Genomic DNA, 22,538 nt, shown 5'->3' with positions numbered 1-22,538 from the left:
GTCTACCCGTCCAGACGTGCTTTCTGCCGCATCTGGAATTCTCCCCGCGCCCTCACAGGTACGTGAAGCGTGCAGCGTACACCCTCCACCGGGAAGTCGAGTTCTACCGGGTGCTTCAATTCGTGCGCGATGATCTTCTCGATCAGCTCGGTCCCAAAACCCGTTTCGCGCAGTTCGGAAACGGGCGGCCCGCCGCTCTCCTGCCAATTGACCACTGCCAGCTTGTCGGTGTGCATCCGCCAATCGATGGTCACTTTCCCGGCGGGAGTGCTCAGCGCCCCGTATTTGGCCGCATTGGTCGCAAGTTCGTGGATAGCCATCCCCAGTGACAGAGCGTCATTGGGCGCCAGTTCGATGGCGGGACCGGACAGACTCACCGCGCTGTCCGAGCCGGTCGAATAAGGCGCGACCTCCGCATCGATGACATCGCCAATCAGGGTCGTGCCCCACTCCGATTTGGTCAACAGATCGTGCGTCGCCGACAGCGCACGAACACGCCCCTCGAGGCCATCGGCGAACTCATTGAGTTCATCGGTACGGCGACGCGTGAGGGAGATGATCGAAAGAACATTAGCGAGCGTATTCTTGACCCTGTGGTTCAGCTCACGGACGAGCGAATTGCGGATCGAGTTCTGTTCCTCGAACATCGCGAGGCGATCGAGGTCTTCACGCGCCTGCCGCGCTTGCAGCCGCGCGAGCAGCATAAGCAATGCGGCGACGGACAGGCCGAACAACAATGTTGCCATCGACAACGGCGAAAGCGCATCCGCCTTGCTTGATTCCACAGCGAGAAGGAACTGCCGGTTAGCAATCTGCACTTCGCTTACAAGCACCTCGCCCGTGGCCGTGCCTGGCGAATGGGACGCAATCAGATTTTCTTCAGCCATGGCGCCATCGTACAGGCGAATGCCCATGTCGCGGACGGTCGAAAGCTCAAGCGCGCTTTCAAGGAATACCTGCGCATTGAAAGGGCTATATATGAAGCCTTTCAGTTCGCGCCCCTGGGAAGAGTTGCGGAAGACAGGCATATAGATGATGAAGCCGGGCGATGATCCGGCGCCTTCCTGGACGAGCACTACCTGCCCGGACGCGGTTGGACGAACGGCCCGCTCGGCCTCATCCATCGCCGCCCTGCGAACAGGTTCCGAATACATGTCGTAACCCAGCGCACGTCGGTTTCTTTCTGTCTCCGGCAAGAGATAGGTTACCGGAACCAGGCGCGGCTGGCTGGAACTCTCACCCACATCGACCCGATATCGTGACGCAGTTTGCAGAGCGATCTGCGATTCAAATTCGCCCACTTCGTCCCTGTCGATGGCATAGGCCCAACCGATGCCGTCTGCACCGCGATAGTCGGAATCAAGTCGCAACTCGGCAACGAAGCGGCGAAAGAGTTCGGGCCCTACATCATCTACCGTCGTGAAAAGCGCTGCCCCTGCCTGCAGATATGACGAGCTTGTGTTGCCGCGACGGTCGAGTGACGATGCGACGGACTGGGAAACCTCGCGCAGGAGGCCTTTCTCCCGCCGGTTTTCACCGTTCTCGATCGAAAATACACTGAGCGCAGTTATGGCGGCGATCGCCATGAAAATCCCCACCGGAATGGCGCGAGGATAATCAATCAGCCAGCGTCCTGCGCGACCTTTCCGATCTCTTTTTTTCTCGCCTGTCAGCATCCCTGTCGCTTTGAATCTTCTTTCTGCCCCCCGCTGGGAACCAAACAGAGTCCATTCCGTTCCCCGAGAACGATCAAAACCCGATGGGTCGTTCGGGTTTGCCTTGAAATAAGATTGAAGAATCGAAGGTGCCCAGACAACTTATGTCCGCGGAAAAGAAAACTCCGAAACCGAAACTGCCGCATGGCTCAGGGGGAAAAGAAGAAACCGAAGGACCCGAATGGGCTGACGGACTGCGTCAGCTTTACGATTCCGTGGTTGACGAACCTCTACCCGACAGCTTCAAAAATCTGCTCGACCAGCTCGATCAGAGCAAGGGTCGGGAAAAAGGCGCAGGCCAGGGCGACAACAGCTAATGCCGAAACACGAACGAACACCGGCCGAAAAGGCCGAGTTCAAGCGCGAGCTTACCGAGGTCGTGCCGCACCTTCGCGCATTTGCGCGAGGGCTCTGCGGACGTCCCGACATGGCCGACGACCTTGTGCAGGAGACCATGCTGAAGGCATGGGCTGCGCAGGATCGGTTCGAGCCCGGAACCTCGATGCGCGCCTGGACCTTCGTCATCTTGCGCAACGCCTATCTCACCGACATGCGGCGCAACCGCTTTCGCGGCGAGTATGACGAGAATGTCGCGGAACGCATTCTGACCGCACCTGCAGGACAGGAGGAACCGATCCACCTGTCCGATATGCACCGTGCGCTGCTGACGCTGCCGCCGGAACGCCGCGAGGCCCTGCTACTGGTGGGTGCTGGCGGCTTCTCCTATGAAGAGGCAGCAAACATCTGTGGCTGTGCCGTCGGTACGATCAAGAGCCGCGTCGGGCGCGCACGCTCTGCGCTCAACTCGATGCTCGCAGACGGCGATATTCCGCAACGCTCGATCGACGATGAGACAGCGCATCGCGCCATCCTTGAAGAGCTCGACGATGTTGCTGCGGGCAATGGCGTCGCTCCGACCAAGAACTAGACACAAGTGTAAACCGGTCCGCGCCCGCTGGTCGGGCCGGATTGCACTTGCCCTGCTGGAGCCCAGACTCCAGAGTATCCGACAATGAACGAAACGCCCGAACCACCCGCTGCGACAACCGTGCCTGCACCCGGCCAGCCGCGTCCGAGCCGGCGAATGGCATTTGCGGAGCAGGAGCTGCGGCTGATCTCCGCGCTCGTGGTGCTGATCGGTATGGGCCTTTTCCTGGCGCTTCCCTTCGTCCTTTCGATCGGATCGGTGGTGTTCTTGCCGCTCGTTACGGCGATCCTTCTCACGATTCTGTTATCGCCGCTGGCTGACAAGCTGTCCGGACTAGGGCTGCCCAATGTCTTGGCGTCGCTTGGCGCACTGCTGGTCTTCCTCACCGTCGTGATGCTCGCGCTGGCGCTGGTGCTCCAGCCCGCCGTCGCGCTGTTCGACGAGCTGCCGGCAATGGCCGACAGGGTTGGCCAGCGGTTCGGTGAACTGCGCGACCAGTTCGAGTGGCTGGCCATCGCCAATCGCGAGCTGGCCGATCTGATGGGCCAGTCAGGCGCGCGAGAAGTCGTACTCGCCAGCCCCAGTGTGCTCGAACAGCTCGCTTTCGCCACGCCGAGCGTTGTGCTGGAAGTCCTGCTGACCTTCCTGATGGCGTTCTTCATGATCGAGGCGCGCGTCCGCCTTCGCCGCCACCTCCTGTTCGAACGGTCGAACTTCGGCTCTTCGGTCAAGGCAGCGCGGGTCATGCGCGAGGTGCAGGACAGGGTGGCCGCCTACATTCTGACCGTAGGCTGGATCAATGCAGGGGTCGGCGTGATCGTGGCGCTGGGGGCCTGGCTCCTGGGCATCGAGGCGCCGGTGATGTGGGGTGGCCTCGCCGCGATTCTCAATTTCGTACCCTATATCGGTCCGCTCGTGATGACAGCGATCCTCGCCCTGTTCGGTATCGGGACCACCGAAACGCTGTTTCTGGGACTGATACCAGCTGCGGCATATGTGGGGCTGCACACCGTGGAATCGAACGTCATTACGCCGTCCATTCTCGGTGCGCGCTTCACCATGAACCCGGTGATGATCCTGATTGCGCTATCCTATTTCTCGTGGATCTGGGGCGTATTCGGTGCGCTGCTATCGGTGCCGATCCTGCTGACGCTTACGGCGTTTTTCGACCATGTCGGGAGGCCGAACCTCATCGGTTTCATCTTCGGCGAGCCCTTGTTCAAGACCAACCTTCTGGCGCTCGGCGCGGAGGATGGAACGAGCGACCCCGCCGCCTGATATCCAACCCAGACATGAAAAGGCCCGCCAGCCTTGCGGCGGGCGGGCCTCTGCAAAAAAAGATCTCGGCCTAAACGATCAGGAGTAGGTCCAGGTCGTCCCGCGTGCGAGGTTTTCCGAAGCAAAGCTCCAGTTGAGCTTTTCGTCGATCACGGCATCGAGATAGGCCGGACGCTTGTTCTGATGATCGAGATAATAGGCGTGTTCCCACACGTCGATCGTCAGCAGCGGATTGAAGTCGCTGTCGGCGAGAGTGTCGCCATCGTGCGTTTCCTCAACCGAGAGCTTGCCGCCCTTCTCCGCCAGCCAGACCCAGCCGCTGGCAAAATGGCCTGCGCCGCGGTCCTTCAGTTCCTGCTTGAGCTTGTCCATCGAACCGAAAGCATCGTCGATCATCGACTTGAGTTCATCCGAGGCAGTGCCGCCGTCGGGCGCCATCGAGTGCCAGTAGAAACCGTGGTTCCAGCTCTGTGCGGAATTGTTGAAGAGGCCCTGGTTCGATCCGCGCGCCGCTGCAATGATTTCTTCGAGCGACTTGTCCGCATGATCGGTGCCTTCGATCGCGGCATTGGTCTTGTCGATATAGGCCTGGTGGTGCTTGCCGTGGTGATAGGACAGCGTTTCTGCGGATACTGCCGGATCGAGCGCGTCGTCGGCATAGGGAAGGGACATCAGTTCAAAGGACATGGTCGCTCCTGTCTTGGTTGGATTAAATTCGTCATTCGTCAATCAACGCTTCGCACCGCGATTGGTTGCAAATCAAACATGCTCTTCTCCCACGCGGTCGACCGCGCTCGTCACGGCAACGTTCATGGTGACGTTGGCGAGCGTTCGCATGATGTCAGGTAGCATTTCTACCGCGACCAGCAAGGCGAGCGGCTCGATCGGTACGCCCATGGCAATGGCGATGGGGCCGATCGAGACGACGAAGCTGATCGAGCCGGGCAGGCTGACAGAGCCGATCGAGATGATCAGCGCCACGGCGATGCCTGCGGCGAGCTGCGTCGGTGTGAGGTCGACGCCGGCGAGATGCGCGACATAGAGTGCCACCGCCATATTCATCGCAGGGCTGGTGGCCCGGAAAATCGCCACCGCGAGCGGCAGGACGAACTCGGCTGTTCGCTGACGCAGGCCGAGGCGCCCTGCGCTATCGAGCATGGCTGGCAGGCTGGCCAGCGAGCTCTGCGTCGAAATGGCCACCGCTTGCGCGGGGATCATTGCCCGGGCGAAACGCAAGGGTGTTACCTTTCCGGCAAACCATGCGAGCAGATAGGCGCCGATCAAGACAAAGCCGCCCATTGCCGAGACGACGAGGATGTAGTGCGCAAGCGCGGTGAAGGCCCCTCCCCCGGCTCTCGCCGCGACGCCCAGCGCCAGCGCGAAGACGCCGATCGGTGCTAGCCAGAGCACCCAGCCGATCAGCATGAGCATGGCATTGGCAAGCGCATGAAACAGCCGCAGCAAGGTATCCGCCTGGCTCTCTGGCAAGCGCGTGATCGCGATGGCGAAGAGCGCAAAGAAGATCGTGAGCGGAAGCATCGCGGTCTCGGTCGCCGCGGCGATGATATTGGGTGCGACCAGCGAGGTGATGAAATCGCCGACGCCGGGCACTTGCTGCTCACCTTCCGGCACATTGGCGAGAAATGCGCTCGCTGCCTCGGGAATAGGAAAGACTTGCAGCAGGAGCGGCATCGCGATCACAGTGACGAGACCGCTGGCGATCAGCACGCCGAACACGAGCAGGAGCATGCGGCGTGCTGCAGCGCCTGCCTGTGCAGCGCCCGCCAGTTGCACGATACCGAGCACAAGCAGGCTGGCGACGAGCGGAATGATCGTCATCTGCAAAGCTCGCAACCACAGCGTTCCCACGGGCGCGGTGACGGTCAGCACGCTGTCTATCGCGCTGCCTCCCGCCAGCAACATGCCGGCGAGCAGGCCGGCGACAAGTCCGGCGAACGTCATCAGGACCGGCAGGCGAATCTCGACCAGCTCAAATCGTTGCGAAACCGTGCCGTTCAAAATCTCGCCCCCATTTGGCCCACTGCCCTTCCCTTCGCGCGATAACCACGCCAGAAGCGGCTGGCAATCGCGCCGAATGGCGACGTGGAAGGGATAGTGCAAACCGATGGGACGCAAGTTTTTCGGCACCGACGGAATCAGGGGCCGTACCAACACGGGAAATATGACGGCATCGATGGCGATGCGGGTCGGCCAGGCGGCAGGCGCGCACTTCGTCCGCGGCGACCACCGCCACCGCGTTGTGATCGGCAAGGATACCCGGCTGTCGGGCTATATGATGGAAAGCGCGCTGGTGGCCGGTTTCACCAGCGTCGGCATGGACGTGATCATGACCGGACCGCTGCCGACGCCCGCCATCGCATTGCTTACCCGTGAAATGCGCGCGGATCTCGGCGTGATGATCTCGGCCAGTCACAACCCCTACGAGGACAACGGCATCAAGCTTTTCGGCCCGGACGGGTTCAAGCTTTCCGACGATGACGAGATGGCGATCGAAGCCAGGATTTCCGAAGAACCGGTACTGGCTCCGTCGAACCAGATCGGCCGGGCGCGGCGGATCGAGGATGCACGCGGGCGCTACATTCACGCGGTCAAGCAATCGGTTTCCAACGAGACCCGGTTCGACGGGCTGAAGGTCGTGGTCGACTGCGCCAATGGTGCTGCCTACCAGGTGGCCCCTTCTGCAATCTGGGAGCTGGGCGCGGACGTGGTGACGATGGGCGTCGAGCCCAATGGCACCAACATCAACGACGGGGTCGGCTCGACCGCTATCGGCGCTCTTCAGAAGCGTGTCGTCGAAGAAGGCGCGGACATCGGTATCGCGCTCGACGGTGATGCCGACCGGCTGATCGTGGTCGACGAAAAAGGGCAGGCAGTCGACGGCGACCAGCTGATGGCTCTCATCGCGGTACGCATGGCGGAGAAAGACCTGCTGAAAGGCGGAGGCGTCGTCGCCACGGTGATGAGCAACCTCGGTCTCGAGCGGTTCCTTGAAAGCAAGGGCATGACGCTGGAGCGGACCAAGGTCGGCGACCGGCACGTGCTCGAGCGGATGCGAGCGGGCGGATTCAACCTCGGCGGCGAGCAGTCGGGTCACATGATCCTGCTCGATCATGCGACCACGGGTGATGGCACCATCGCTGCCTTGCGCGTCCTTGCGAGCCTGATGCGCGACGGCAAACCGGCAAGCGAACTGCTTCACCTGTTCGATCCTGTCCCGCAGCTCCTCAAGAACGTCCGCTATGATGGCGGCGCGCCGCTGGAAGCGGAAAGCGTCAAGCAATGCATCGCCGATGCGGAGGCGGAACTGGCTGGCAAGGGTCGGCTGGTGATCCGCCCATCGGGCACCGAGCCGGTCATTCGCGTCATGGCGGAGGGCGACGACGAGGCGCAGGTCGAAGCGGTGGTCGAGCGCATTTGTCTCGCCGTGAAAGACGCCGCCTGATGCTTGAAATGCGGCCCGATTGCGAGAAGTGCGGCACCGATCTTCCGGCAGAGCGCCCCGGTGCCTTCATCTGCAGTTTCGAGTGCACCTTCTGCGTACCGTGCGCGGAAGCGCTCGATGATATCTGCCCCAATTGCGGTGGCGAGCTGATGGACCGCCCCACACGGGCGAAAGCCCTGCATGAGAAGTATCCGCCCTCGACCGAGCGGAAGTTCACCTCGTGAGCGAGCGCAAGCCACCACGCATCCTTGCCATCGCCGGTTCGGACAGTTCAGGCGGTGCCGGCATCCAGGCCGATATCAAGACCATCGCCATGCTGGGCGGCTACGCAATGACAGCGATCACAGCTGTCACTGCGCAGAACACGCTCGGCGTGCAGGCAATCGCCCCGATGGGCGGCGGGATCGTCGCGAAACAGATCGCGTCCTGCATCGAGGATATCGGCGTCGATGCGATCAAGATCGGAATGCTTCACGATGTCGAGATCATCGATGCCGTCGCGAGCGAGCTGGAGCGACTGGAAGGCAAGGTCAGCGTAGTGCTCGATCCCGTCATGATTGCGACGTCGGGCGATGCGCTGATCGCGCCCGATGCCGTCTCGATGCTGCGCGACCGGCTATTTCCTCTCGCGAGCCTGATCACTCCCAACCTGCCCGAACTGGAACATCTCGCCGAACGCTCGCTTCGCACCAATGACGAAATGGCCGATGCCGCGCTCGAACTCGCCGACGCGCATGATTGTGATGTGCTGGCGAAAGGCGGCCATACCGATGATGCGCGCATCATCGACATGCTGGTCTCTCCGGGAGACGACCGGGCGGTGTCTTTCAATCACGCCCGCATCGATACGCGGCATACGCACGGCACGGGCTGCACCCTGTCATCGGCAATCGCCACGCTGCTGGGGCACGGCCAGCCGATGGAGCACGCCGTCAGGCTCGCCCGCAAGTTCGTCTATCACGCTATCGAGCAGGCCCCGGGGTTCGGCGGGGGCAACGGCCCGCTCGGCCATCAGGCGGTGCGAACGACGGCCCGCTAGGACTCAGCACTCTAGGTCGTAGAATTCTGCGATATGGCACCAGCCGTCCTCGGCGTCCTCGCACCAGTGAATTAGGTCGAGATCCTTCTTCGAGATGGTGCCCTCCTCGGCAATCGCTTCGAAATCGATCACGCGATTCCAGAAATCCCTGCCGAACAGCAGGATCGGGATGCGCTTCATCTTGCCGGTCTGGATCAGCGTCAGAAGTTCGAACAACTCGTCAAACGTGCCGAAGCCACCGGGGAAGACCGCCACGGCTCGCGCGCGAAGCAGGAAGTGCATCTTCCTCAGCGCGAAGTAGTGGAAATTGAGCGACAGATACGGCGTGACATAGGAATTGGGCGCCTGTTCATGCGGCAGGATGATGTTGAGCCCGATCGATTCCGCACCCGCATCGCTTGCCCCGCGATTGGCCGCTTCCATGATCGAAGGGCCGCCGCCCGAAGTCACGACGAACTGCCGCTTGCCACCTTCGACCACGGCCTTCTCGCTGGCCAGCTTGGCGAGCTTGTACGCCTCTTCGTAATACTTCGCCTTCTTGGCGAGGTTTTGCGCCACAAGTTGCTCGTACTCGCTGTCGTTCTTTGCCGCTTCGAGCCGCGCTTCGACCTGTTCGGGTGAAGGAATGCGGGCCGATCCGTAGATCACGAGGGTCGAGCCGACACGCGCTTCGTCGAGCAACATTTCCGGCTTGAGCAGTTCAAGCTGAAAGCGCACCGGGCGCAGTTCGTCGCGCAACATGAAATCGGTATCGCGGAATGCGAGGCGATAGGCCGGGTGCTGCGTCTGGGGGGTTTCCTGAGGTCCGGCATCGGCAAAGCCGGCTTCCTGTTCCGCCCGGTAGAAGCGGCGGTCGGTCAATTCTTTGTCTGTCATGGATATCGCCACTAGGCGGCGGGCATTGCAACGGCAAGTCACCTTCTTGCCGGAGCAGAAACAGCGACATATGGTGCACGCCGAGAGAGAGGGAGAGAGCTTGGCGGATTTTCCATCGGCGCCAGAAGACGTCACGCCTGACTGGGTCGATGCCGCATTGCGCGCATCCGGCTCGCTGACGAGAGGGCGAGTTGCAGGTCTTGAGTGGCAACCCATCGGCACCGGGCAGGTCGGCGACAGCGCGCGATTTACCCTGACCTATGACGGCGAGAGCGACGGCCCTTCCACGATAGCGGGCAAGTTTCCGGCTGCCGACGAAACCAGCCGCGGCACCGCCGCCATGTTTGGCCTCTACGCCAAGGAAGTATGTTTTTACCGGGAGATTGCGCCGACGCTCGGTGTGCGCGTGCCGAGTGTCCATGCCGCCCATGTCGATGACAATGGCGGCGCCTTTGTTCTCTTGTTCGAGGATCTCGGACCGGCACGCGGCGGCGACCAGATCGCGGGTTGCACGCTGGCAGAGGCGCGGCGCGGGATCGAACAGGCCGCCGCGATCCACGCGCCTTCATGGAACAATGCGGACATTCTCGATCTCGATTGGCTGCAGCCGAGCGAGAACGCCGCGGCGCAGGTGCGCGCGCTCTATCCGCAAGCCCAGGCCATTTTCGCCGAGCGATATGCGGACTTGCTCGAGCCCGAATATATGGCTGTGTGCGAAAGGCTCGCCACATGCTATGCCTGGCTTACGCGGCAGCATGCCAGAACCAGCCTCGTCCACGGCGATTTCCGCCTCGACAACATGCTTTTCGATATCGGCGGCGGCGCCGAACCGATCGCAGTGCTCGACTGGCAAACGCTCACGATCGGCACCGGCCTTACCGATGTCGGCTATTTCCTCGGTTGCGGGATCGGCGACGAATTGCGCCGCGTGCATGAGGACGAATTGCTCGACCTCTATTGCGAAGAGATGAGCAGGCGCGGGGTGCCGCTCACGCGCCAGGACATCTGGCGCGATTACATCATCGGCGCGCTCCACGGCGTCTCGACTGCTGTGTTCAGCGCGGCCTTCGTCGAGCGGACCGAGCGCGGCGATGCCAACTTCCTATCAATGGCGCGAGGTGCCTGCGCCCTCGCATTGGCGCATGACAGTATCGGTATGCTCGAAGGAGGCTGACCAATGGTGCTTACAAGAGGCGACGACTACCCGCTCCACCAGACGCCCGAACCGGTCGCCTATTCGGGGACTGACCGCAATTTCTATGACCGCTATTTTTTTAACGGTTACGCACCCGATGGCAGCGGTTTCTTCGCCGCGGCATTCGGCGTTTATCCTCACCTCGATGTTGCCGATGCGCACTTCAGCTTCATCCGCGATGGCGTGCAATACTGTCTGCACGCAAGCTGCGAGCTCGGGATGGAACGTATGGCCATGCGGGTCGGGCCGATCGCTATCGAAGTGATCGAGCCGCTCAACCGGCTCAAGGTGACGGTGGAAGAGAGCGACGGGATCGCGGCAGAGATCACCTTCAGCGGGCGCGCTTTCCCCATCGAGGAGCCGCGCTTCATCCACCGCATCGGGCCGCGTGCTTTCATGGATTACACCCGCATGACCCAGAACGGGCATTACGAGGGGTGGATATCGCTCAATGGAGAGCGCCACGACCTCGCCGCCGGGACCAGCGGCACGCGTGACCGCAGCTGGGGCGTCAGGCCAATTGGCGCGCGCGACCCGCAACCGATACCCGGCGCGCCGGTGCCGAGCTTTTTCTGGCAATGGACCCCGGTCAATTTCGACAACGGCGCGCTCTTCTTCCACGTCAATAACGACGCACACGGAGAGGCATGGAATACCCGCGCCGCCTGGGCTCCCGACGGAGCAGAAGCGAACAACCTGGCCGAGGGTGTCGGCAGCATGCGGACCCGGCTGGAACCCGGCACGCGTTGGCCGAGTGGCGGCACACTGTCGCTCGCCCTGATTGGCGCGCCCGAGCAGGTGACGTTTGAACCTCTGGGACGTTTCCAGATGAAGGGGCTGGGTTACACCCACCCGGTCTGGGGCCACGGCATGCACCACGGCCCGCTCAAGGTAGAGCGCGAGGACATCGATCTCGCCGCGCTCGATCCGCTTGCGCCCGAGAACCTGCATGTGCAGATCCCCGTTCAGGTGGTGAGCGACGATGCCAACGCTATCGGCGTGTTCGAGCAGCTCATTATCGGCCCGTTTTCGCCGCTGGGCCTGAAAGGCCTCAATGACGGGGCCCAAGCCTGATTGCATCCCGGCGGCCGGCGGTTGACCGGCCCCCGGGACAGCAAATCATCACTCAAAAGCGGTAGCTGACCCCAGCGCTGAGCACCCAGGGATCGAGCTTGTGCTCGGTTTCGATCGCCAGCGTGTCACCGGCATACCAGCGCGCAGTCGTATCGACGAAGTAGCGCTTGGCATCGAAGGTCAGGCCGAAACCGTTGTCCGAAAGCGGAACGTCGAAACCCGCTTGCAGCGCAAGGCCGAACTCGTCCGAAAGATCGGTGTCGGTAACGCCCAGCGGAATGGTCGCGGCACCCGGCTTGTCGCTGATCCAGAGGAAATAGGTCGCGCCAGCGCCGACATAGGGCTTCACCCCGCCGAGATCGAAATGGTATTTAGCGGTAACGGTCGCCGGGATGAGCTTTGCATTCGAAACCAGCTCAGCCCCCGGCAGGCCGCTGACAGCGTCGACATCGTGCTGGGTCAGGCAGCAGATGGTCTCGAGCGAGACATTGTCGGTAACAAAGTACTCGATCGCGATCGTCGGCACGTAATTGTCGTTGGCCTTGGTCTGCGTGCCCGCGGGCAGCCCGACGATATCCGTATTCAGGTCGGTAATCTTGCCATCTGGCAGAACTGCGGTCCCCATGACCTTGATCTGGACCTTGCCATCCTGGTCCTGCGCCGCTGCTGGAGCTGCGAGGGTTGCGAGGCCGGCGAAACAGCCGAGAAGGAGCGTTCTCATGATATCTTTCCTGTTGCTGCAGCGGCCACCCCGTGCGGCCCAGGATTTTTGCAGCATCGGGGCGCAGATAGACCCCGCTTGTCCGTCGCATCATTGACCTGGATCAAAGGAAGGTCCGCAAGCTGGCGTTACTAAGCCGGCCATGGCGAATGAAAGCACGTTCCAACTGTTCACACGATCGGCATTCGGTCTCGAGCCCGGGTGCCGCGTCGGCGTGCAGTTCAAGGCTCTCGCGACCCCGGCCGCATTGACGCGCGGCGAACTCGCTCCGCTCGACCAACATTTCGACCAGTTGGTTTTCGTGGCGCGGGGCGCGACCAAGCTCGCGGCCCATGCGAGCGAGGATCGCGAACAGATCGTCGCCTTTCATTTCGGAGGGGACATCGTCTCCATCCCGGCCGAAGGGCTCTATTCCTACACCCTGACAGCTTTGGTCGACACCGAGCTGCTTTCGTTTCCGGCGCGCGAGTTCTTCGACTTCGCCGCCACGGAAGTTTCGACATCGCGCGCGTTGATGGACCGGCTGCCGCGCGCTCTTCACCGGTGCCGCGACAAGGCTGTCGCGCTTGGCCAGAAGAGCGCGCTCGAAAGACTGGCCGGCTTCCTCCTCGCCATGTCCGAGCGCGTAGGCGTCACCGAAGGCAATGTGGTCATCCTCGAATTGCCCATGTCGCGGCGGGATATCGGCGATTCGATCGGACTCACCATCGAAACCGTAAGCCGCCAGTTGGGCGCGCTGCGCGATGCCGGTTTCATCGCAACGCAGGGCCGCTCGCGCATCGCCCTGCTGGACCTAGAAGCCCTTCGGAAAAGCGCCGGTTTCGCACCCCTGCCGACAGATATTTCGCCGCAGCTGGGCAAATTTGATCTCGATCAATGTGACGCGGTGCAAGCGCGATTACCCGAGCCAGAGACTGGAAGGATTTAATTATGGAAGCGGTACTCGGCCGGGTCGGCCTGTGGTTTGTCGTCCTCGCCTTATCGATCATCGCCTATATCGGCGCTGCCGATCCCGGATTTGCCGCGCATGCGGTCATCATCGGGATCGTCGCGCTGCTCATGATGTGGGTAACGGCGGGCAGCTATGACCCCATGGCGAAGGTGCAGAGCATCTTCCGAATGCCCGCGGGGCCGTCGCGTTATGATGACGATCCGATCCGCTGGGGTGTCATCGCGACAGTATTCTGGGGCATTGCGGGTTTTGCCGCGGGACTTTTCATCGCGCTGCAAATGGTCTTCCCGCAGCTCAACATCGAACCCTGGCTCAATTTCGGCCGGGTCCGGCCGCTTCATACCTCGGCGGTGATTTTCGCATTCGGCGGCAACGCCCTGATTGCGACGAGCTTCTACATCGTCCAGCGCACCTGCCGCACGACGCTCGCCTTCCCGCAGCTCGCGAGGTTCGTTTTCTGGGGCTACCAGCTGTTCATCGTACTGGCCGCGAGCGGCTACCTGCTCGGCGTCACCCAGTCGAAGGAATATGCCGAGCCCGAATGGTATGTCGACCTGTGGCTGACCATCGTCTGGGTCGCCTATCTGGTGGTCTTCGTTGGCACCATCGTGCGGCGGCACGAACCGCATATCTACGTCGCCAACTGGTTCTTCCTCGCCTTCATCCTGACCATCGCGATGCTCCACATCGTCAACAACCTGGCGGTGCCCGTCAGCCTCCTTGGCTCACGCAGCTACAGCGCTTTTTCCGGGGTGCAGGACGCGCTGACGCAGTGGTGGTACGGCCATAACGCGGTCGGCTTTTTCCTCACCGCGGGCTTCCTCGCGATGATGTACTACTTCGTGCCCAAACAGGCCGAACGACCGATCTATTCCTATCGCCTGTCGATCATCCACTTCTGGTCGCTGATCTTCCTCTACATCTGGGCAGGTCCGCACCACCTCCACTACACCGCGCTGCCCGACTGGGCGCAGACGCTGGGCATGGTGTTCTCGGTGATGCTGTGGATGCCGAGCTGGGGCGGCATGATCAACGGCCTGATGACGCTCAACGGCGCATGGGACAAGGTTCGCACCGACCCGATCATCCGCATGATGGTGATCAGCCTCGCCTTCTACGGCATGAGCACCTTCGAAGGCCCGATGATGAGCATCAAGTGGGTCAATTCGCTGTCGCACTACACCGACTGGACCATCGGTCACGTCCACTCCGGTGCGCTGGGCTGGAACGGCATGATCACCTTTGCCGCGATCTACTTCCTCGTACCGCGCCTGTGGAAGCGCGAGCGGATGTATTCGCTGCGGATGATCAACTGGCACTTCTGGCTCGCGACCGCCGGAATCGTTTTCTACGCCGGCAGCATGTGGGTGGCAGGCGTTACCCAGGGGATGATGTGGGCCGAATACGGGCTCGACGGATATCTGGTGAACAGCTTTGCCGACACCGTCGCCGCATTGAAGCCGATGTACGCGCTGCGCGCCTTCGGCGGCCTCCTCTACCTGAGCGGCGCGGTAGTGCTCGTCTACAACGTCTGGATGACGATCGCCGGCCATCTCCGTGAAGAGAAGCCGATGAGCGACGCCACCTACGACGAAGCCGCCGACCGTCCCATCACCTCCGCAGTGCCGGCCGAATAGGAGCGCGCGCCATGAACACCGCAAAAGAACCCGGCAGCCGTCACAAGAAAATCGAGCGCAACGTGACGCTGCTCGCGGCGCTGACCCTCGTCACCGTGGCGATCGGCGGCCTCGTCCAGATCACGCCGCTGTTCTACCTCGACAACACGATCGAGAAGGTGGACGGCATGCGGCCCTACACCCCGCTCGAACAGGCGGGTCGCGATATCTACGTCCGCGAAGGCTGCTACACCTGCCACAGCCAGATGATCCGGCCCTTCCGGGACGAGGTCGAACGCTACGGCCACTACAGCCTGGCTGCCGAAAGCATGTACGATCACCCCTTCCAATGGGGGTCCAAGCGTACCGGGCCCGATCTGGCGCGTGTAGGCGGGCGCTATTCGGACGAATGGCACGTTCAGCATCTCAGGAACCCGCAGAGCCTCGTGCCCGAAAGCATCATGCCGCAATACGGCTTCCTCGCCGACACCGAACTCAAGGTCGCCGATCCATCGGCCATGCTGACCGCGCTCACCCGCGTGGGCGTGCCTTACAGCGATCGCGACATCGAAATGGCTGAGACCGACATTCAGGCACAGGCCGATCCCGACATGGACGCTGGCGATCTGGCGGAGCGCTATCCGAAGGCGCAGATACGCGACTTCGACGGCAACCCTGACGTGGTCACCGAGATGGATGCACTGCTCTCCTATCTCCAGATGCTCGGCACGCTGGTCGATGTGAACAGCGCCGCAGCCCAGGAAGAACTGGCCGAGGAGAAGGGGCGATGAGCCTTTACGACACTTTGCGCCACTTCGCCGACAGCTACGCGCTGGCCGCCATGTTCGCGCTGTTCGCCTTGCTCTGCGCCTGGCCGTTCCGCCCGGGGTCGAAAGACAGCAACCACACAGCCGCCCACTCGATTTTCAAGGATACCGACGATGGCGAATGAGGCAGGAAACGACACCCGCGTCGACCAACCCACCGGCACCGAATTCGTCGGGCATGAATGGGACGGTATCGAGGAATTGAACACGCCGCTGCCGCGCTGGTGGCTGTGGACCTTCTATGCGACGATCGTCTTCGCGATCGTCTACACGATCCTCTATCCCGCCTGGCCCATGATCAACCAGGCGACCGAAGGTACGCTTGGCTGGACCAGCCGCGGGCAGCTGAGCGAGGAAATGAAAACCGCGGATCTGGCGCGGCAGTCCTTCCGCGAGCAGCTCGCAGCGATCGACGTGGTCAAGCTGCAGGACAACACCGAGCTCATGCAGCAGGCCGTCGCGGGCGGTGCAGCCGCCTTCAAGGTGAACTGCGTCCAATGCCACGGCGCGGGTGCAGCAGGTTCGCCCGGCTATCCCAACCTCAACGACGACGAATGGCTGTGGGGCGGCGATCTCAAAGCGATCGAATATACCCTCAATCACGGCATCCGCTGGGAAGGCTCGGACGAAACCCGCATCAGCCTGATGCCCGGGTTCGACGGTATCTTCGATAGAGCGCAGATTGACGCCCTGGCCGGCCACGTTCTTTCGTTCACCGGCCGCAGGCAATCGAGCCCGGTCGGAGCACAGCTCTATGCCGACAACTGCGTTGCCTGCCACCAGGCCGATGGTAGCGGTAGCCGCGAAATCGGGGCACCTGCGCTCAACGACGCGATCTGGCTGTACGGCAGCGAGGCGGCAGACATCCGCGCTCAGATCAGGCGGCCCAAGCACGGCGTTATGCCCGGTTGGAAGGACCGCCTCGATCCGGTGACGATCAAGATGCTCGCGGCCTATGTCCATTCACGTGGCGGTGGCGAAGACATCGAGGAGGTCGCCGAGGATCCGGCGGTCGAGGTCGATGAACAGCCCTGAGCCCATCCAGTCCAGCGAGCTCTACGAAAAGCACTCGGTCGTTCACAACAAGCGCATCGACGGGCCTTTCCGGCGCTTCAAATGGGCGATCATGGCGATCACGCTGACGATCTATTACGTCACGCCGTGGCTGCGCTGGGACCGGGGCCCTTATGCCCCGGACCAGGCAGTGCTGGTCGATCTCGCCAACCGCCGTTTCTACATGTTCGGCATAGAGATCTGGCCGCACGAGTTCTACTTCGTCGCCGGGCTGCTGATCATGGCAGGCATCGGCCTGTTCCTCGTCACCAGCGCAGTGGGGCGAGCCTGGTGCGGCTATGCCTGCCCGCAAACCGTATGGACCGACCTCTTCCAGCATATCGACCGGCTGTTCGATGGCGACCGCAACGCGCGCATCCGGCTCGACAAGGCTCCGTGGACCTGGAGCAAGGTTTTCCGCCGCGGCGCCAAGTGGTCGGTCTATTTGCTGATCGCATTCCTGACAGGCGGCGCATGGATTCTGTACTTTGCCGACGCGCCGACGCTCTTCCGTCAGTTCTTCGCCGGAGAGGCGGCCCCGGTTGCCTACGGCACCGTTGCCATCCTTACCGCCACGACTTTCGCGCTGGGCGGGTTCCTGCGCGAGCAGGTGTGCATCTACATGTGCCCCTGGCCGCGCATCCAGACCGCGATGCTCGACGAGAAATCGCTCATCGTCACATACAAGGACTGGCGCGGCGAACCGCGCGGCAGCGTCAAGAAAGCGCAGAAGAATCCGGGCGAGTTCGGCGACTGCATCGACTGCATGCAATGCGTGCAGGTCTGTCCGACCGGGATCGATATTCGCGAAGGGCCGCAGATCGGCTGCATCACCTGCGCATTGTGCATCGATGCCTGCGACAAGGTGATGAAGGATATCGGCAGACCGCGCGGCCTGATCGATTACGCGACGCTCGACGATTGCGAGCACGAGGCTGCCGGCGGCGAGCCCAAGCCCGTCATCAAGACGCTGCTGCGCCCGAGGACGCTCGTATATCTCGGCGTGTGGTCCTCAATCGGGCTCGCCCTCCTCTTCGCACTGGGCGTGCGCAGCCATACGGACCTTACCGTATCGCCCGATCGCAACCCACCCTTCATGCTGATGAGCGACGGCTCGGTTCGTAACGCCTACACGCTCAAGCTGCGCAATATGGAGAGCCGCCCGCGCGAAATGGAAGTCGCGCTTGTCGGGCTTGAAGACGCTGTCTTCTGGACCGATTCAATTGGCCGCAGCGACGCAGCGCGCAGTCAGACGATCGAGGTTCCGGCCGATGCAACGCAGCCTGTGCGTGCCTATGTGCTCGCTCCGCAGGGTACCGAGGGCCAGACTTTCGCCTTCACGCTGACCTCGCTGGACGAGCAGGGCGAAAGCGACCGAGCCGAGACACTTTTCACCGCAGCGGGAGAATGACAATGCGCCGCGAATTCACTGGTCGTGACATGGCCAAGATCCTTGTCGCAGGCTTCGGCGTGGTCGTTGCGGTCAATTTCGGCATGGCGACCATTGCTGCGCGCAGCTTCTCGGGCACAGTGGTCGACAACTCCTACATTGCCAGCCAGAAATTCAACGGCTGGCTGGAGGAATCGCGTCGCTCCGAGGAGCTTGGCTGGTCAGCAAGGATCGAACGCGATGGAGCCGGCTTCCTTACCGTCCCGACCGGGAACGTCCCGGCGGGAGCCACAGTCTCCGCCGAATTGCGCCGCCCGATCGGCGAGCGCGACACGCAAACGGTGGCTTTTTCCCGCATGGGAGAAAACCTTTTTCGTTCGGACGCGCCGGTGGACGAGGGGCGCTGGATCGCGCGCCTGACCATCGCTTCGGGTGAATTGATCTGGAGTAGCGAGGCTCCGCTCGAATGAATGCGCCGGTCAGCCTTGAACTTTCGCCGTCGGGCGATCTGGTCGACACCCGGCTGACTGTGCCCGGCATCAGATGCGCGGGATGCATCGCCAAGATCGAGCGCGAGTTGCCCCAAATTGCAGGGATCGACAGCGCCCGGGTCAATTTCTCGGCCAAACGGGTGGCCGTGCGGCACGACCGCTCGCTCAGCGAGGGCGATATCGAAGAGGCCCTGCGCAGGCTCGGCTACGAAGCCCAGCCACTCGCCGAAAATCCGCTCGCGACCGACGATGCTGAAAGCAAGGCGCTGCTGCGGGCGCTCGCCGTTGCAGGCTTCGGCATGATGAACATCATGCTGCTTTCGGTCAGCGTCTGGGCGGGTGCCGGCGGCGCGACCCGCGAAATGTTTCACTGGCTTTCGGGCCTGATCGCGCTGCCCGTGATCGCCTATTCGGGCCGCCCGTTCTTCGCGTCCGCATGGATGGCGCTCAAGTTCCGCCGGACCAATATGGACGTGCCGATCTCGATCGGCGTGCTGCTTGCGACCGGCCTCAGCATTTACGAGACCGTGGCGGGCGGCGGCCACGCCTATTTCGAGAGCGCGGTCATGCTGCTGTTCTTCCTGCTCTGCGGGCGCGCGCTCGACGCGACCATGCGTACGCGCACCCGCGCCGGGATCGGTGCACTGCTGGGCCGCATGGGCAAGAGCGCGAGCGTACTTCAACCCGATGGATCGACCCGCCGCATCCCAGCCGACAAGCTCGAGCCGGGCATGATGGTCCTTGTCGCCGCAGGTGAAGCGCTCGCGGCGGACGGTGTGGTGGAGGAAGGCGCAAGCGCGCTCGATAACGCCATGCTGACGGGGGAAAGCACGCCCGAGAGCATCACAATCGGCAGCAGCGTCCACGCCGGCGCCATCAACCTGTTCGAGCCGATCCGCGTGCGCCTGACGGCCGTCGCGGGCGATACGGTTATCGCCGAGATTGCCCGGCTGATGGACGAGGCAGGGCAATCGCGCAGCAAATATGTCCGCATCGCCGACCGCGCCTCGCGCCTCTATGCACCGGCGGTCCATTCGCTCGCGGCGCTGGCTTTCGTGGGCTGGATGATCGCGGGGGCAGGCTGGCACCAGTCGCTCGTCATTGCCATCGCGGTGCTGATCATCACCTGCCCGTGCGCCATGGGCCTCGCCGTGCCCGCCGCCCAGGTCACGGCGTCGGGGGCGCTGATCAAGCGCGGCCTTCTGATCAAGGACGGCAGCGCGCTGGAGCGGCTCGCCGAAGTCGATGTGGCATTGTTCGACAAGACCGGCACGCTGACCCTGGGGAAGCCGCGACCGGACATTTCCGGCCTCGATGCAGAGGCGCGCAGCGTTGCGCTCGGCCTCGCGCAGACGAGCCGCCATCCCCTGAGCCAGGGACTTGCGGAGGCGCTTCAGGCAAACGGTGTATCGCCCGCGCAGGTCGACAACATCGGCGAAGCGAGCGGCAAGGGCCTCACAGGGCGCTGGAACGGGCAGGAAGTGGCTCTCCAACGGCCGGAGGCTAGTCAGGCGGGCATGGCAAGCAGCCTGCGCATCGGCGACGAGAGCTGGACGCTTCATTTCGAAGATCCGCTGCGAAGCGATGCGAAACAAGCGATCACCAGCCTGTCTGCCATGGGCGTCGAATCGCAGATCCTTTCGGGCGACAGGAGCGGCGCTGTAACCGATGTCGCCGGGCGGCTCGGCATATTCGGGCAGGCTGGCGCTACTCCGGAGGACAAGCTCGACCGGCTCCACCGCCTCGAAGCTCAAGGCAAGCACCCGCTGATGGTAGGCGACGGCCTCAATGACGGTCCGGCCCTCGCAGCAGCTCACGCTTCGATCGCACCCGGCACGGCGAGCGATGCCAGCCAGCAGGCTGCCGACGCGGTGTTTATCGGCGAGAAGCTGATGCCGGTCGCGCTTGCGATCAGCGTATCGCGAAAGACAATGCGGATCGTTCGGCAGAACTTCGGTTTTGCCGTGGCCTATAATGTGCTGGCCGTGCCTCTCGCCCTGTTTGGCTATGTCACCCCCCTGATCGCGGCGATCGCCATGTCGGTGAGCTCGATCGTGGTAGTCGCCAATTCCTTGCGGTTGGCGCGTTCCGCCTCGGAACAACCGGCATGACGGGCCTGACCTTCCTCATCCCGATCGCTCTGGCGATGGGCGGACTGGGGCTTGCCGTGTTCTTCTGGGCAATGCGCAGCGGGCAGTTCGAAGATCTCGACGGGGCGGCCAATCGCATCCTGATCGATGAAGAGGGCGACGAATGAACTTGTCCGCCCTCGTCTGGCTTGCGCTCGTTCCTCTGGCGACAGGGCCCTTGCCTGCGCAGGAACGCTCGCTGGTGGTCACTCTTTGCAGCGGCGGCACGATTTCGATCCCGATCGGCAACAATAGCGATCAGCAGCCATCTGCCCCACCCTGTCTGCAGAAAGGGTGTCACGCGGGCACTTGCCGCAAGCGCTCCTGACCGCACGGATAATGCCGACTTCGCCGCTAAAGGCGCGTCGGATCACATCTGAATTGTCGAAAGGTTTGGATGCCCCGTGAGCATCTCAAATCTTTCTTTTTATCTATATCTTTCAGATATTTAATTGGGTTTGGCCGCTGTAATCACGCCACCGGTCACGTAAATATTCCAAGGAAATATTCAATGATTTCAGTGCTTTACTGCACGCCCGACGTGACCCCCTTGCATGCTCCGTAAACATCGATCTGAGCGGAATATTCAGCTTCGAATTCTCACTTAGGATTCGAAGCCCAGCCCTGATGCAAATCGACATAAAAAGAGCGCGATATCTAACGATGCCACGCTCTCAATGCGCGAACCCGTTTATGCTCTTGACCCACCTCAGGCCCTGGAACATATCGGGATTGAACCGAGTAGTGGAAAAAACAACTTTTTCCGTGTTACGGCGTTGTTGTGGCCGCAGTTTCGTGTATAGGCAGAATCAGAAAGCCTGAATTTGGGCTTGTGGAGACTGCCAATGGGCATCGAGCAAACTGGCGAACAAGCCAACCAACAACCTGGCGCCAACGGGATTAAGAAGCGTGCCCGCCGCAAAATCAAGTTCCCCTACAGTGACCTTGCGCGAGCTGAAGAGCTTTGCAGTGCTCTGCTAGAGATCGCCGGAAGGGCCGAAGCCGAGCAAACCCAGCTTGCCGTCAAGCTAGATATGTCGGCCAATGGTGGCACGTTTCGGGGCAGGCTCTCCGCAGCCCGCATGTTTGGCCTTATCCAGACTCCGGGGTCGCGGGTTTTGTTGACCTCACTTGGCAGGCAAATTCTTGAAGACAATACGCGTGCTCAAGCAAGATCGACCGCGTTCCTCAACATCGAACTCTACGCCGCAATGTATGAGCGCTATAATGGCTACTCGCTGCCGCCTGCTGCTGCTGTTGAGCGGCAAATGGAAGAACTCGGCGTTCCACCGAAGCAGAAAGAGCGCGCGAGGCAGGCGTTCGCAGCATCTGCGGAAACCGCAGGATACATTGCCGACAACGGGCGCTTCAGTAAGCCCGCGCTAGCGCCACCGTCGCCTAATGCTCCTGCGCCAGAAGCAGAGGATACCGCAGAAGAGGACGACTATGGTGATGAGCGCGGAAGTGGTGGAGGCGGAGGCAACGGAGGCGGTGCCGGTGGAGATCGCCCACTACAGTATCAATTGATCGACCTTCTACAAGACGCCGCAATTGGCGACGAGGAGCGCGCGGCTGTCTGGACCTTGGTCCAGTTCCTGACGCGCCCTCTCAAAGAAAAGGCGGCTGACGAATGATCGCCAACCGCCCTGATATCCTTGACCTCGCACGGCTTGCTTGCCGGCTGACGTGCGAGCGTCCTTCCCGGAGGAAAGGAGGTGCGCCATGTGGTCCATGGCCCGGACATTAGCAGCTAGCTAAGGACCGGGGCGCGTCGCTAGCGCGGCGCGTCCA

23 protein-coding genes are annotated in these 22,538 nt (G+C 62.1%); 18 read left to right on the top strand and 5 right to left on the bottom strand.

The window, feature by feature from the left end:
- Positions 1-2: 2 nt before the first annotated feature.
- Positions 3-1,676 (bottom strand): CHASE domain-containing protein, encoded by a 1,674-nt coding sequence (locus CCE89_RS08890; protein WP_086437667.1) that lies wholly within the window; start codon positions 1,674-1,676, stop codon positions 3-5.
- A gap of 143 nt (positions 1,677-1,819) precedes the next feature.
- Here CCE89_RS08890 and CCE89_RS08885 point away from each other — a divergent pair, with 143 nt between their 5' ends.
- The 3 genes from CCE89_RS08885 to CCE89_RS08875 all read left to right on the top strand — a co-directional run bounded on the left by CCE89_RS08885 (position 1,820) and on the right by CCE89_RS08875 (position 3,921).
- Positions 1,820-2,032: a NepR family anti-sigma factor gene (locus CCE89_RS08885; protein ID WP_159456644.1), complete on the top strand. Its 213-nt coding sequence runs from the start codon at positions 1,820-1,822 to the stop codon at positions 2,030-2,032.
- The gene (locus CCE89_RS08880; protein ID WP_086437666.1) at positions 2,032-2,643 is read left to right on the top strand and encodes a sigma-70 family RNA polymerase sigma factor; all 612 of its coding nucleotides are present in this window, start codon (positions 2,032-2,034) and stop codon (positions 2,641-2,643) included. Before CCE89_RS08885 ends, CCE89_RS08880 begins: the two co-directional genes overlap by 1 nt.
- Before the next feature lie 84 nt (positions 2,644-2,727).
- On the top strand, positions 2,728-3,921 hold the full coding sequence (locus CCE89_RS08875) for an AI-2E family transporter (RefSeq protein ID WP_086437665.1): 1,194 nt from the start codon (positions 2,728-2,730) through the stop codon (positions 3,919-3,921).
- A 78-nt stretch (positions 3,922-3,999) separates the two neighbouring features.
- Here the strand turns inward: CCE89_RS08875 and CCE89_RS08870 are convergent, their stop codons facing one another.
- Both CCE89_RS08870 and CCE89_RS08865 read right to left on the bottom strand, forming a co-directional pair.
- Positions 4,000-4,608: a superoxide dismutase gene (locus CCE89_RS08870; RefSeq protein WP_086437664.1), complete on the bottom strand. Its 609-nt coding sequence runs from the start codon at positions 4,606-4,608 to the stop codon at positions 4,000-4,002.
- A 72-nt stretch (positions 4,609-4,680) separates the two neighbouring features.
- A complete protein-coding gene (locus tag CCE89_RS08865) occupies positions 4,681-5,940 on the bottom strand; it encodes a dicarboxylate/amino acid:cation symporter (protein ID WP_234990013.1) in 1,260 nt (419 codons plus the stop codon).
- 106 nt (positions 5,941-6,046) lie between these two features.
- Here CCE89_RS08865 and glmM point away from each other — a divergent pair, with 106 nt between their 5' ends.
- The 3 genes from glmM to thiD are packed head-to-tail and all read left to right on the top strand — an operon-like array spanning position 6,047 to position 8,423.
- Complete coding sequence (glmM, locus tag CCE89_RS08860) at positions 6,047-7,384, top strand: phosphoglucosamine mutase (RefSeq protein ID WP_086437663.1); 1,338 nt, start codon at positions 6,047-6,049, stop codon at positions 7,382-7,384.
- Positions 7,384-7,608: a DUF1272 domain-containing protein gene (locus CCE89_RS08855; protein ID WP_086437662.1), complete on the top strand. Its 225-nt coding sequence runs from the start codon at positions 7,384-7,386 to the stop codon at positions 7,606-7,608. Before glmM ends, CCE89_RS08855 begins: the two co-directional genes overlap by 1 nt.
- Positions 7,605-8,423: a bifunctional hydroxymethylpyrimidine kinase/phosphomethylpyrimidine kinase gene (gene thiD, locus CCE89_RS08850; RefSeq protein ID WP_086437661.1), complete on the top strand. Its 819-nt coding sequence runs from the start codon at positions 7,605-7,607 to the stop codon at positions 8,421-8,423. The genes CCE89_RS08855 and thiD overlap by 4 nt, the downstream gene beginning before the upstream one ends.
- A 3-nt stretch (positions 8,424-8,426) precedes the next feature.
- Here the strand turns inward: thiD and CCE89_RS08845 are convergent, their stop codons facing one another.
- Positions 8,427-9,299, bottom strand: a complete 873-nt coding sequence (locus CCE89_RS08845; RefSeq protein ID WP_086437660.1) for an LOG family protein — start codon at positions 9,297-9,299, stop codon at positions 8,427-8,429.
- 100 nt (positions 9,300-9,399) lie between these two features.
- On the opposite strand from CCE89_RS08845, the gene CCE89_RS08840 reads away from it, so the two are divergent.
- Entirely contained in the window at positions 9,400-10,473 is a 1,074-nt protein-coding gene (locus CCE89_RS08840) for a phosphotransferase (RefSeq protein ID WP_200810316.1), read from the top strand.
- A gap of 3 nt (positions 10,474-10,476) precedes the next feature.
- Positions 10,477-11,568 carry a hypothetical protein gene (locus CCE89_RS08835; protein ID WP_086437658.1) on the top strand — a complete coding sequence of 364 codons (1,092 nt, stop codon included), beginning with the start codon at positions 10,477-10,479 and terminating at the stop codon, positions 11,566-11,568.
- A gap of 52 nt (positions 11,569-11,620) precedes the next feature.
- Here CCE89_RS08835 and CCE89_RS08830 read toward each other — a convergent pair whose 3' ends face one another.
- Complete coding sequence (locus CCE89_RS08830) at positions 11,621-12,289, bottom strand: OmpW/AlkL family protein (RefSeq protein ID WP_086437657.1); 669 nt, start codon at positions 12,287-12,289, stop codon at positions 11,621-11,623.
- 142 nt (positions 12,290-12,431) lie between these two features.
- Between CCE89_RS08830 and CCE89_RS08825 the strand changes: the two genes are divergently transcribed.
- The 10 genes from CCE89_RS08825 (at position 12,432) to CCE89_RS08775 (ending at position 22,381) form a co-directional block, all read left to right on the top strand.
- Complete coding sequence (locus tag CCE89_RS08825; RefSeq protein WP_086437656.1) at positions 12,432-13,217, top strand: helix-turn-helix domain-containing protein; 786 nt, start codon at positions 12,432-12,434, stop codon at positions 13,215-13,217.
- Between the two features lie 2 nt (positions 13,218-13,219).
- Positions 13,220-14,878, top strand: a complete 1,659-nt coding sequence (ccoN, locus tag CCE89_RS08820) for a cytochrome-c oxidase, cbb3-type subunit I (protein ID WP_086437655.1) — start codon at positions 13,220-13,222, stop codon at positions 14,876-14,878.
- Positions 14,879-14,889: 11 nt separating this feature from the next.
- Positions 14,890-15,648, top strand: coding sequence for a cytochrome-c oxidase, cbb3-type subunit II (ccoO, locus tag CCE89_RS08815; protein WP_086437654.1), 759 nt, complete (start codon positions 14,890-14,892; stop codon positions 15,646-15,648).
- Positions 15,645-15,809 carry a cbb3-type cytochrome c oxidase subunit 3 gene (locus tag CCE89_RS08810; RefSeq protein ID WP_086437653.1) on the top strand — a complete coding sequence of 55 codons (165 nt, stop codon included), beginning with the start codon at positions 15,645-15,647 and terminating at the stop codon, positions 15,807-15,809. The genes ccoO and CCE89_RS08810 overlap by 4 nt, the downstream gene beginning before the upstream one ends.
- Positions 15,799-16,719 (top strand): cytochrome-c oxidase, cbb3-type subunit III, encoded by a 921-nt coding sequence (gene ccoP / locus CCE89_RS08805; protein ID WP_086437652.1) that lies wholly within the window; start codon positions 15,799-15,801, stop codon positions 16,717-16,719. The genes CCE89_RS08810 and ccoP overlap by 11 nt, the downstream gene beginning before the upstream one ends.
- On the top strand, positions 16,706-18,148 hold the full coding sequence (gene ccoG / locus CCE89_RS08800) for a cytochrome c oxidase accessory protein CcoG (RefSeq protein WP_086437651.1): 1,443 nt from the start codon (positions 16,706-16,708) through the stop codon (positions 18,146-18,148). The genes ccoP and ccoG overlap by 14 nt, the downstream gene beginning before the upstream one ends.
- A gap of 2 nt (positions 18,149-18,150) precedes the next feature.
- Complete coding sequence (locus CCE89_RS08795; protein WP_234990012.1) at positions 18,151-18,597, top strand: FixH family protein; 447 nt, start codon at positions 18,151-18,153, stop codon at positions 18,595-18,597.
- Entirely contained in the window at positions 18,594-20,729 is a 2,136-nt protein-coding gene (locus tag CCE89_RS08790; RefSeq protein ID WP_086437649.1) for a heavy metal translocating P-type ATPase, read from the top strand. The genes CCE89_RS08795 and CCE89_RS08790 overlap by 4 nt, the downstream gene beginning before the upstream one ends.
- Entirely contained in the window at positions 20,726-20,875 is a 150-nt protein-coding gene (ccoS, locus tag CCE89_RS08785) for a cbb3-type cytochrome oxidase assembly protein CcoS (RefSeq protein WP_086437648.1), read from the top strand. Before CCE89_RS08790 ends, ccoS begins: the two co-directional genes overlap by 4 nt.
- Positions 20,876-21,592: 717 nt before the next feature.
- On the top strand, positions 21,593-22,381 hold the full coding sequence (locus CCE89_RS08775; RefSeq protein WP_086437646.1) for a hypothetical protein: 789 nt from the start codon (positions 21,593-21,595) through the stop codon (positions 22,379-22,381).
- Positions 22,382-22,538 lie beyond the last annotated feature (157 nt).

This window comes from Altererythrobacter xiamenensis (assembly GCF_900177715.1).
Lineage (GTDB): Bacteria > Pseudomonadota > Alphaproteobacteria > Sphingomonadales > Sphingomonadaceae > Erythrobacter > Erythrobacter xiamenensis.
The sequence above is the reverse complement of the archived record's forward strand: the minus strand, read 5'-3'. Positions and strand labels throughout refer to the sequence as shown.

Excerpts from the sequence above, each read along its gene's own strand:
- CCE89_RS08885 (WP_159456644.1), top strand. The coding sequence starts at position 1,820 with ATGTCCGCGGAAAAGAAAACTCCGAAACCGAAACTGCCGCATGGCTCA.
- CCE89_RS08855 (WP_086437662.1), top strand. The coding sequence starts at position 7,384 with ATGCTTGAAATGCGGCCCGATTGCGAGAAGTGCGGCACCGATCTTCCG.
- CCE89_RS08825 (WP_086437656.1), top strand. The coding sequence starts at position 12,432 with ATGGCGAATGAAAGCACGTTCCAACTGTTCACACGATCGGCATTCGGT.
- CCE89_RS08795 (WP_234990012.1), top strand. The coding sequence starts at position 18,151 with ATGCGCCGCGAATTCACTGGTCGTGACATGGCCAAGATCCTTGTCGCA.
- glmM (WP_086437663.1), top strand. The coding sequence starts at position 6,047 with ATGGGACGCAAGTTTTTCGGCACCGACGGAATCAGGGGCCGTACCAAC.
- ccoS (WP_086437648.1), top strand. The coding sequence starts at position 20,726 with ATGACGGGCCTGACCTTCCTCATCCCGATCGCTCTGGCGATGGGCGGA.
- CCE89_RS08790 (WP_086437649.1), top strand. The coding sequence starts at position 18,594 with ATGAATGCGCCGGTCAGCCTTGAACTTTCGCCGTCGGGCGATCTGGTC.
- CCE89_RS08830 (WP_086437657.1), bottom strand. The coding sequence starts at position 12,289 with ATGAGAACGCTCCTTCTCGGCTGTTTCGCCGGCCTCGCAACCCTCGCA.
- ccoN (WP_086437655.1), top strand. The coding sequence starts at position 13,220 with ATGGAAGCGGTACTCGGCCGGGTCGGCCTGTGGTTTGTCGTCCTCGCC.
- CCE89_RS08810 (WP_086437653.1), top strand. The coding sequence starts at position 15,645 with ATGAGCCTTTACGACACTTTGCGCCACTTCGCCGACAGCTACGCGCTG.
- CCE89_RS08880 (WP_086437666.1), top strand. The coding sequence starts at position 2,032 with ATGCCGAAACACGAACGAACACCGGCCGAAAAGGCCGAGTTCAAGCGC.
- ccoO (WP_086437654.1), top strand. The coding sequence starts at position 14,890 with ATGAACACCGCAAAAGAACCCGGCAGCCGTCACAAGAAAATCGAGCGC.
- CCE89_RS08845 (WP_086437660.1), bottom strand. The coding sequence starts at position 9,299 with ATGACAGACAAAGAATTGACCGACCGCCGCTTCTACCGGGCGGAACAG.
- CCE89_RS08775 (WP_086437646.1), top strand. The coding sequence starts at position 21,593 with ATGGGCATCGAGCAAACTGGCGAACAAGCCAACCAACAACCTGGCGCC.
- ccoP (WP_086437652.1), top strand. The coding sequence starts at position 15,799 with ATGGCGAATGAGGCAGGAAACGACACCCGCGTCGACCAACCCACCGGC.
- CCE89_RS08835 (WP_086437658.1), top strand. The coding sequence starts at position 10,477 with ATGGTGCTTACAAGAGGCGACGACTACCCGCTCCACCAGACGCCCGAA.
- ccoG (WP_086437651.1), top strand. The coding sequence starts at position 16,706 with ATGAACAGCCCTGAGCCCATCCAGTCCAGCGAGCTCTACGAAAAGCAC.
- CCE89_RS08870 (WP_086437664.1), bottom strand. The coding sequence starts at position 4,608 with ATGTCCTTTGAACTGATGTCCCTTCCCTATGCCGACGACGCGCTCGAT.
- CCE89_RS08890 (WP_086437667.1), bottom strand. The coding sequence starts at position 1,676 with ATGCTGACAGGCGAGAAAAAAAGAGATCGGAAAGGTCGCGCAGGACGC.
- CCE89_RS08875 (WP_086437665.1), top strand. The coding sequence starts at position 2,728 with ATGAACGAAACGCCCGAACCACCCGCTGCGACAACCGTGCCTGCACCC.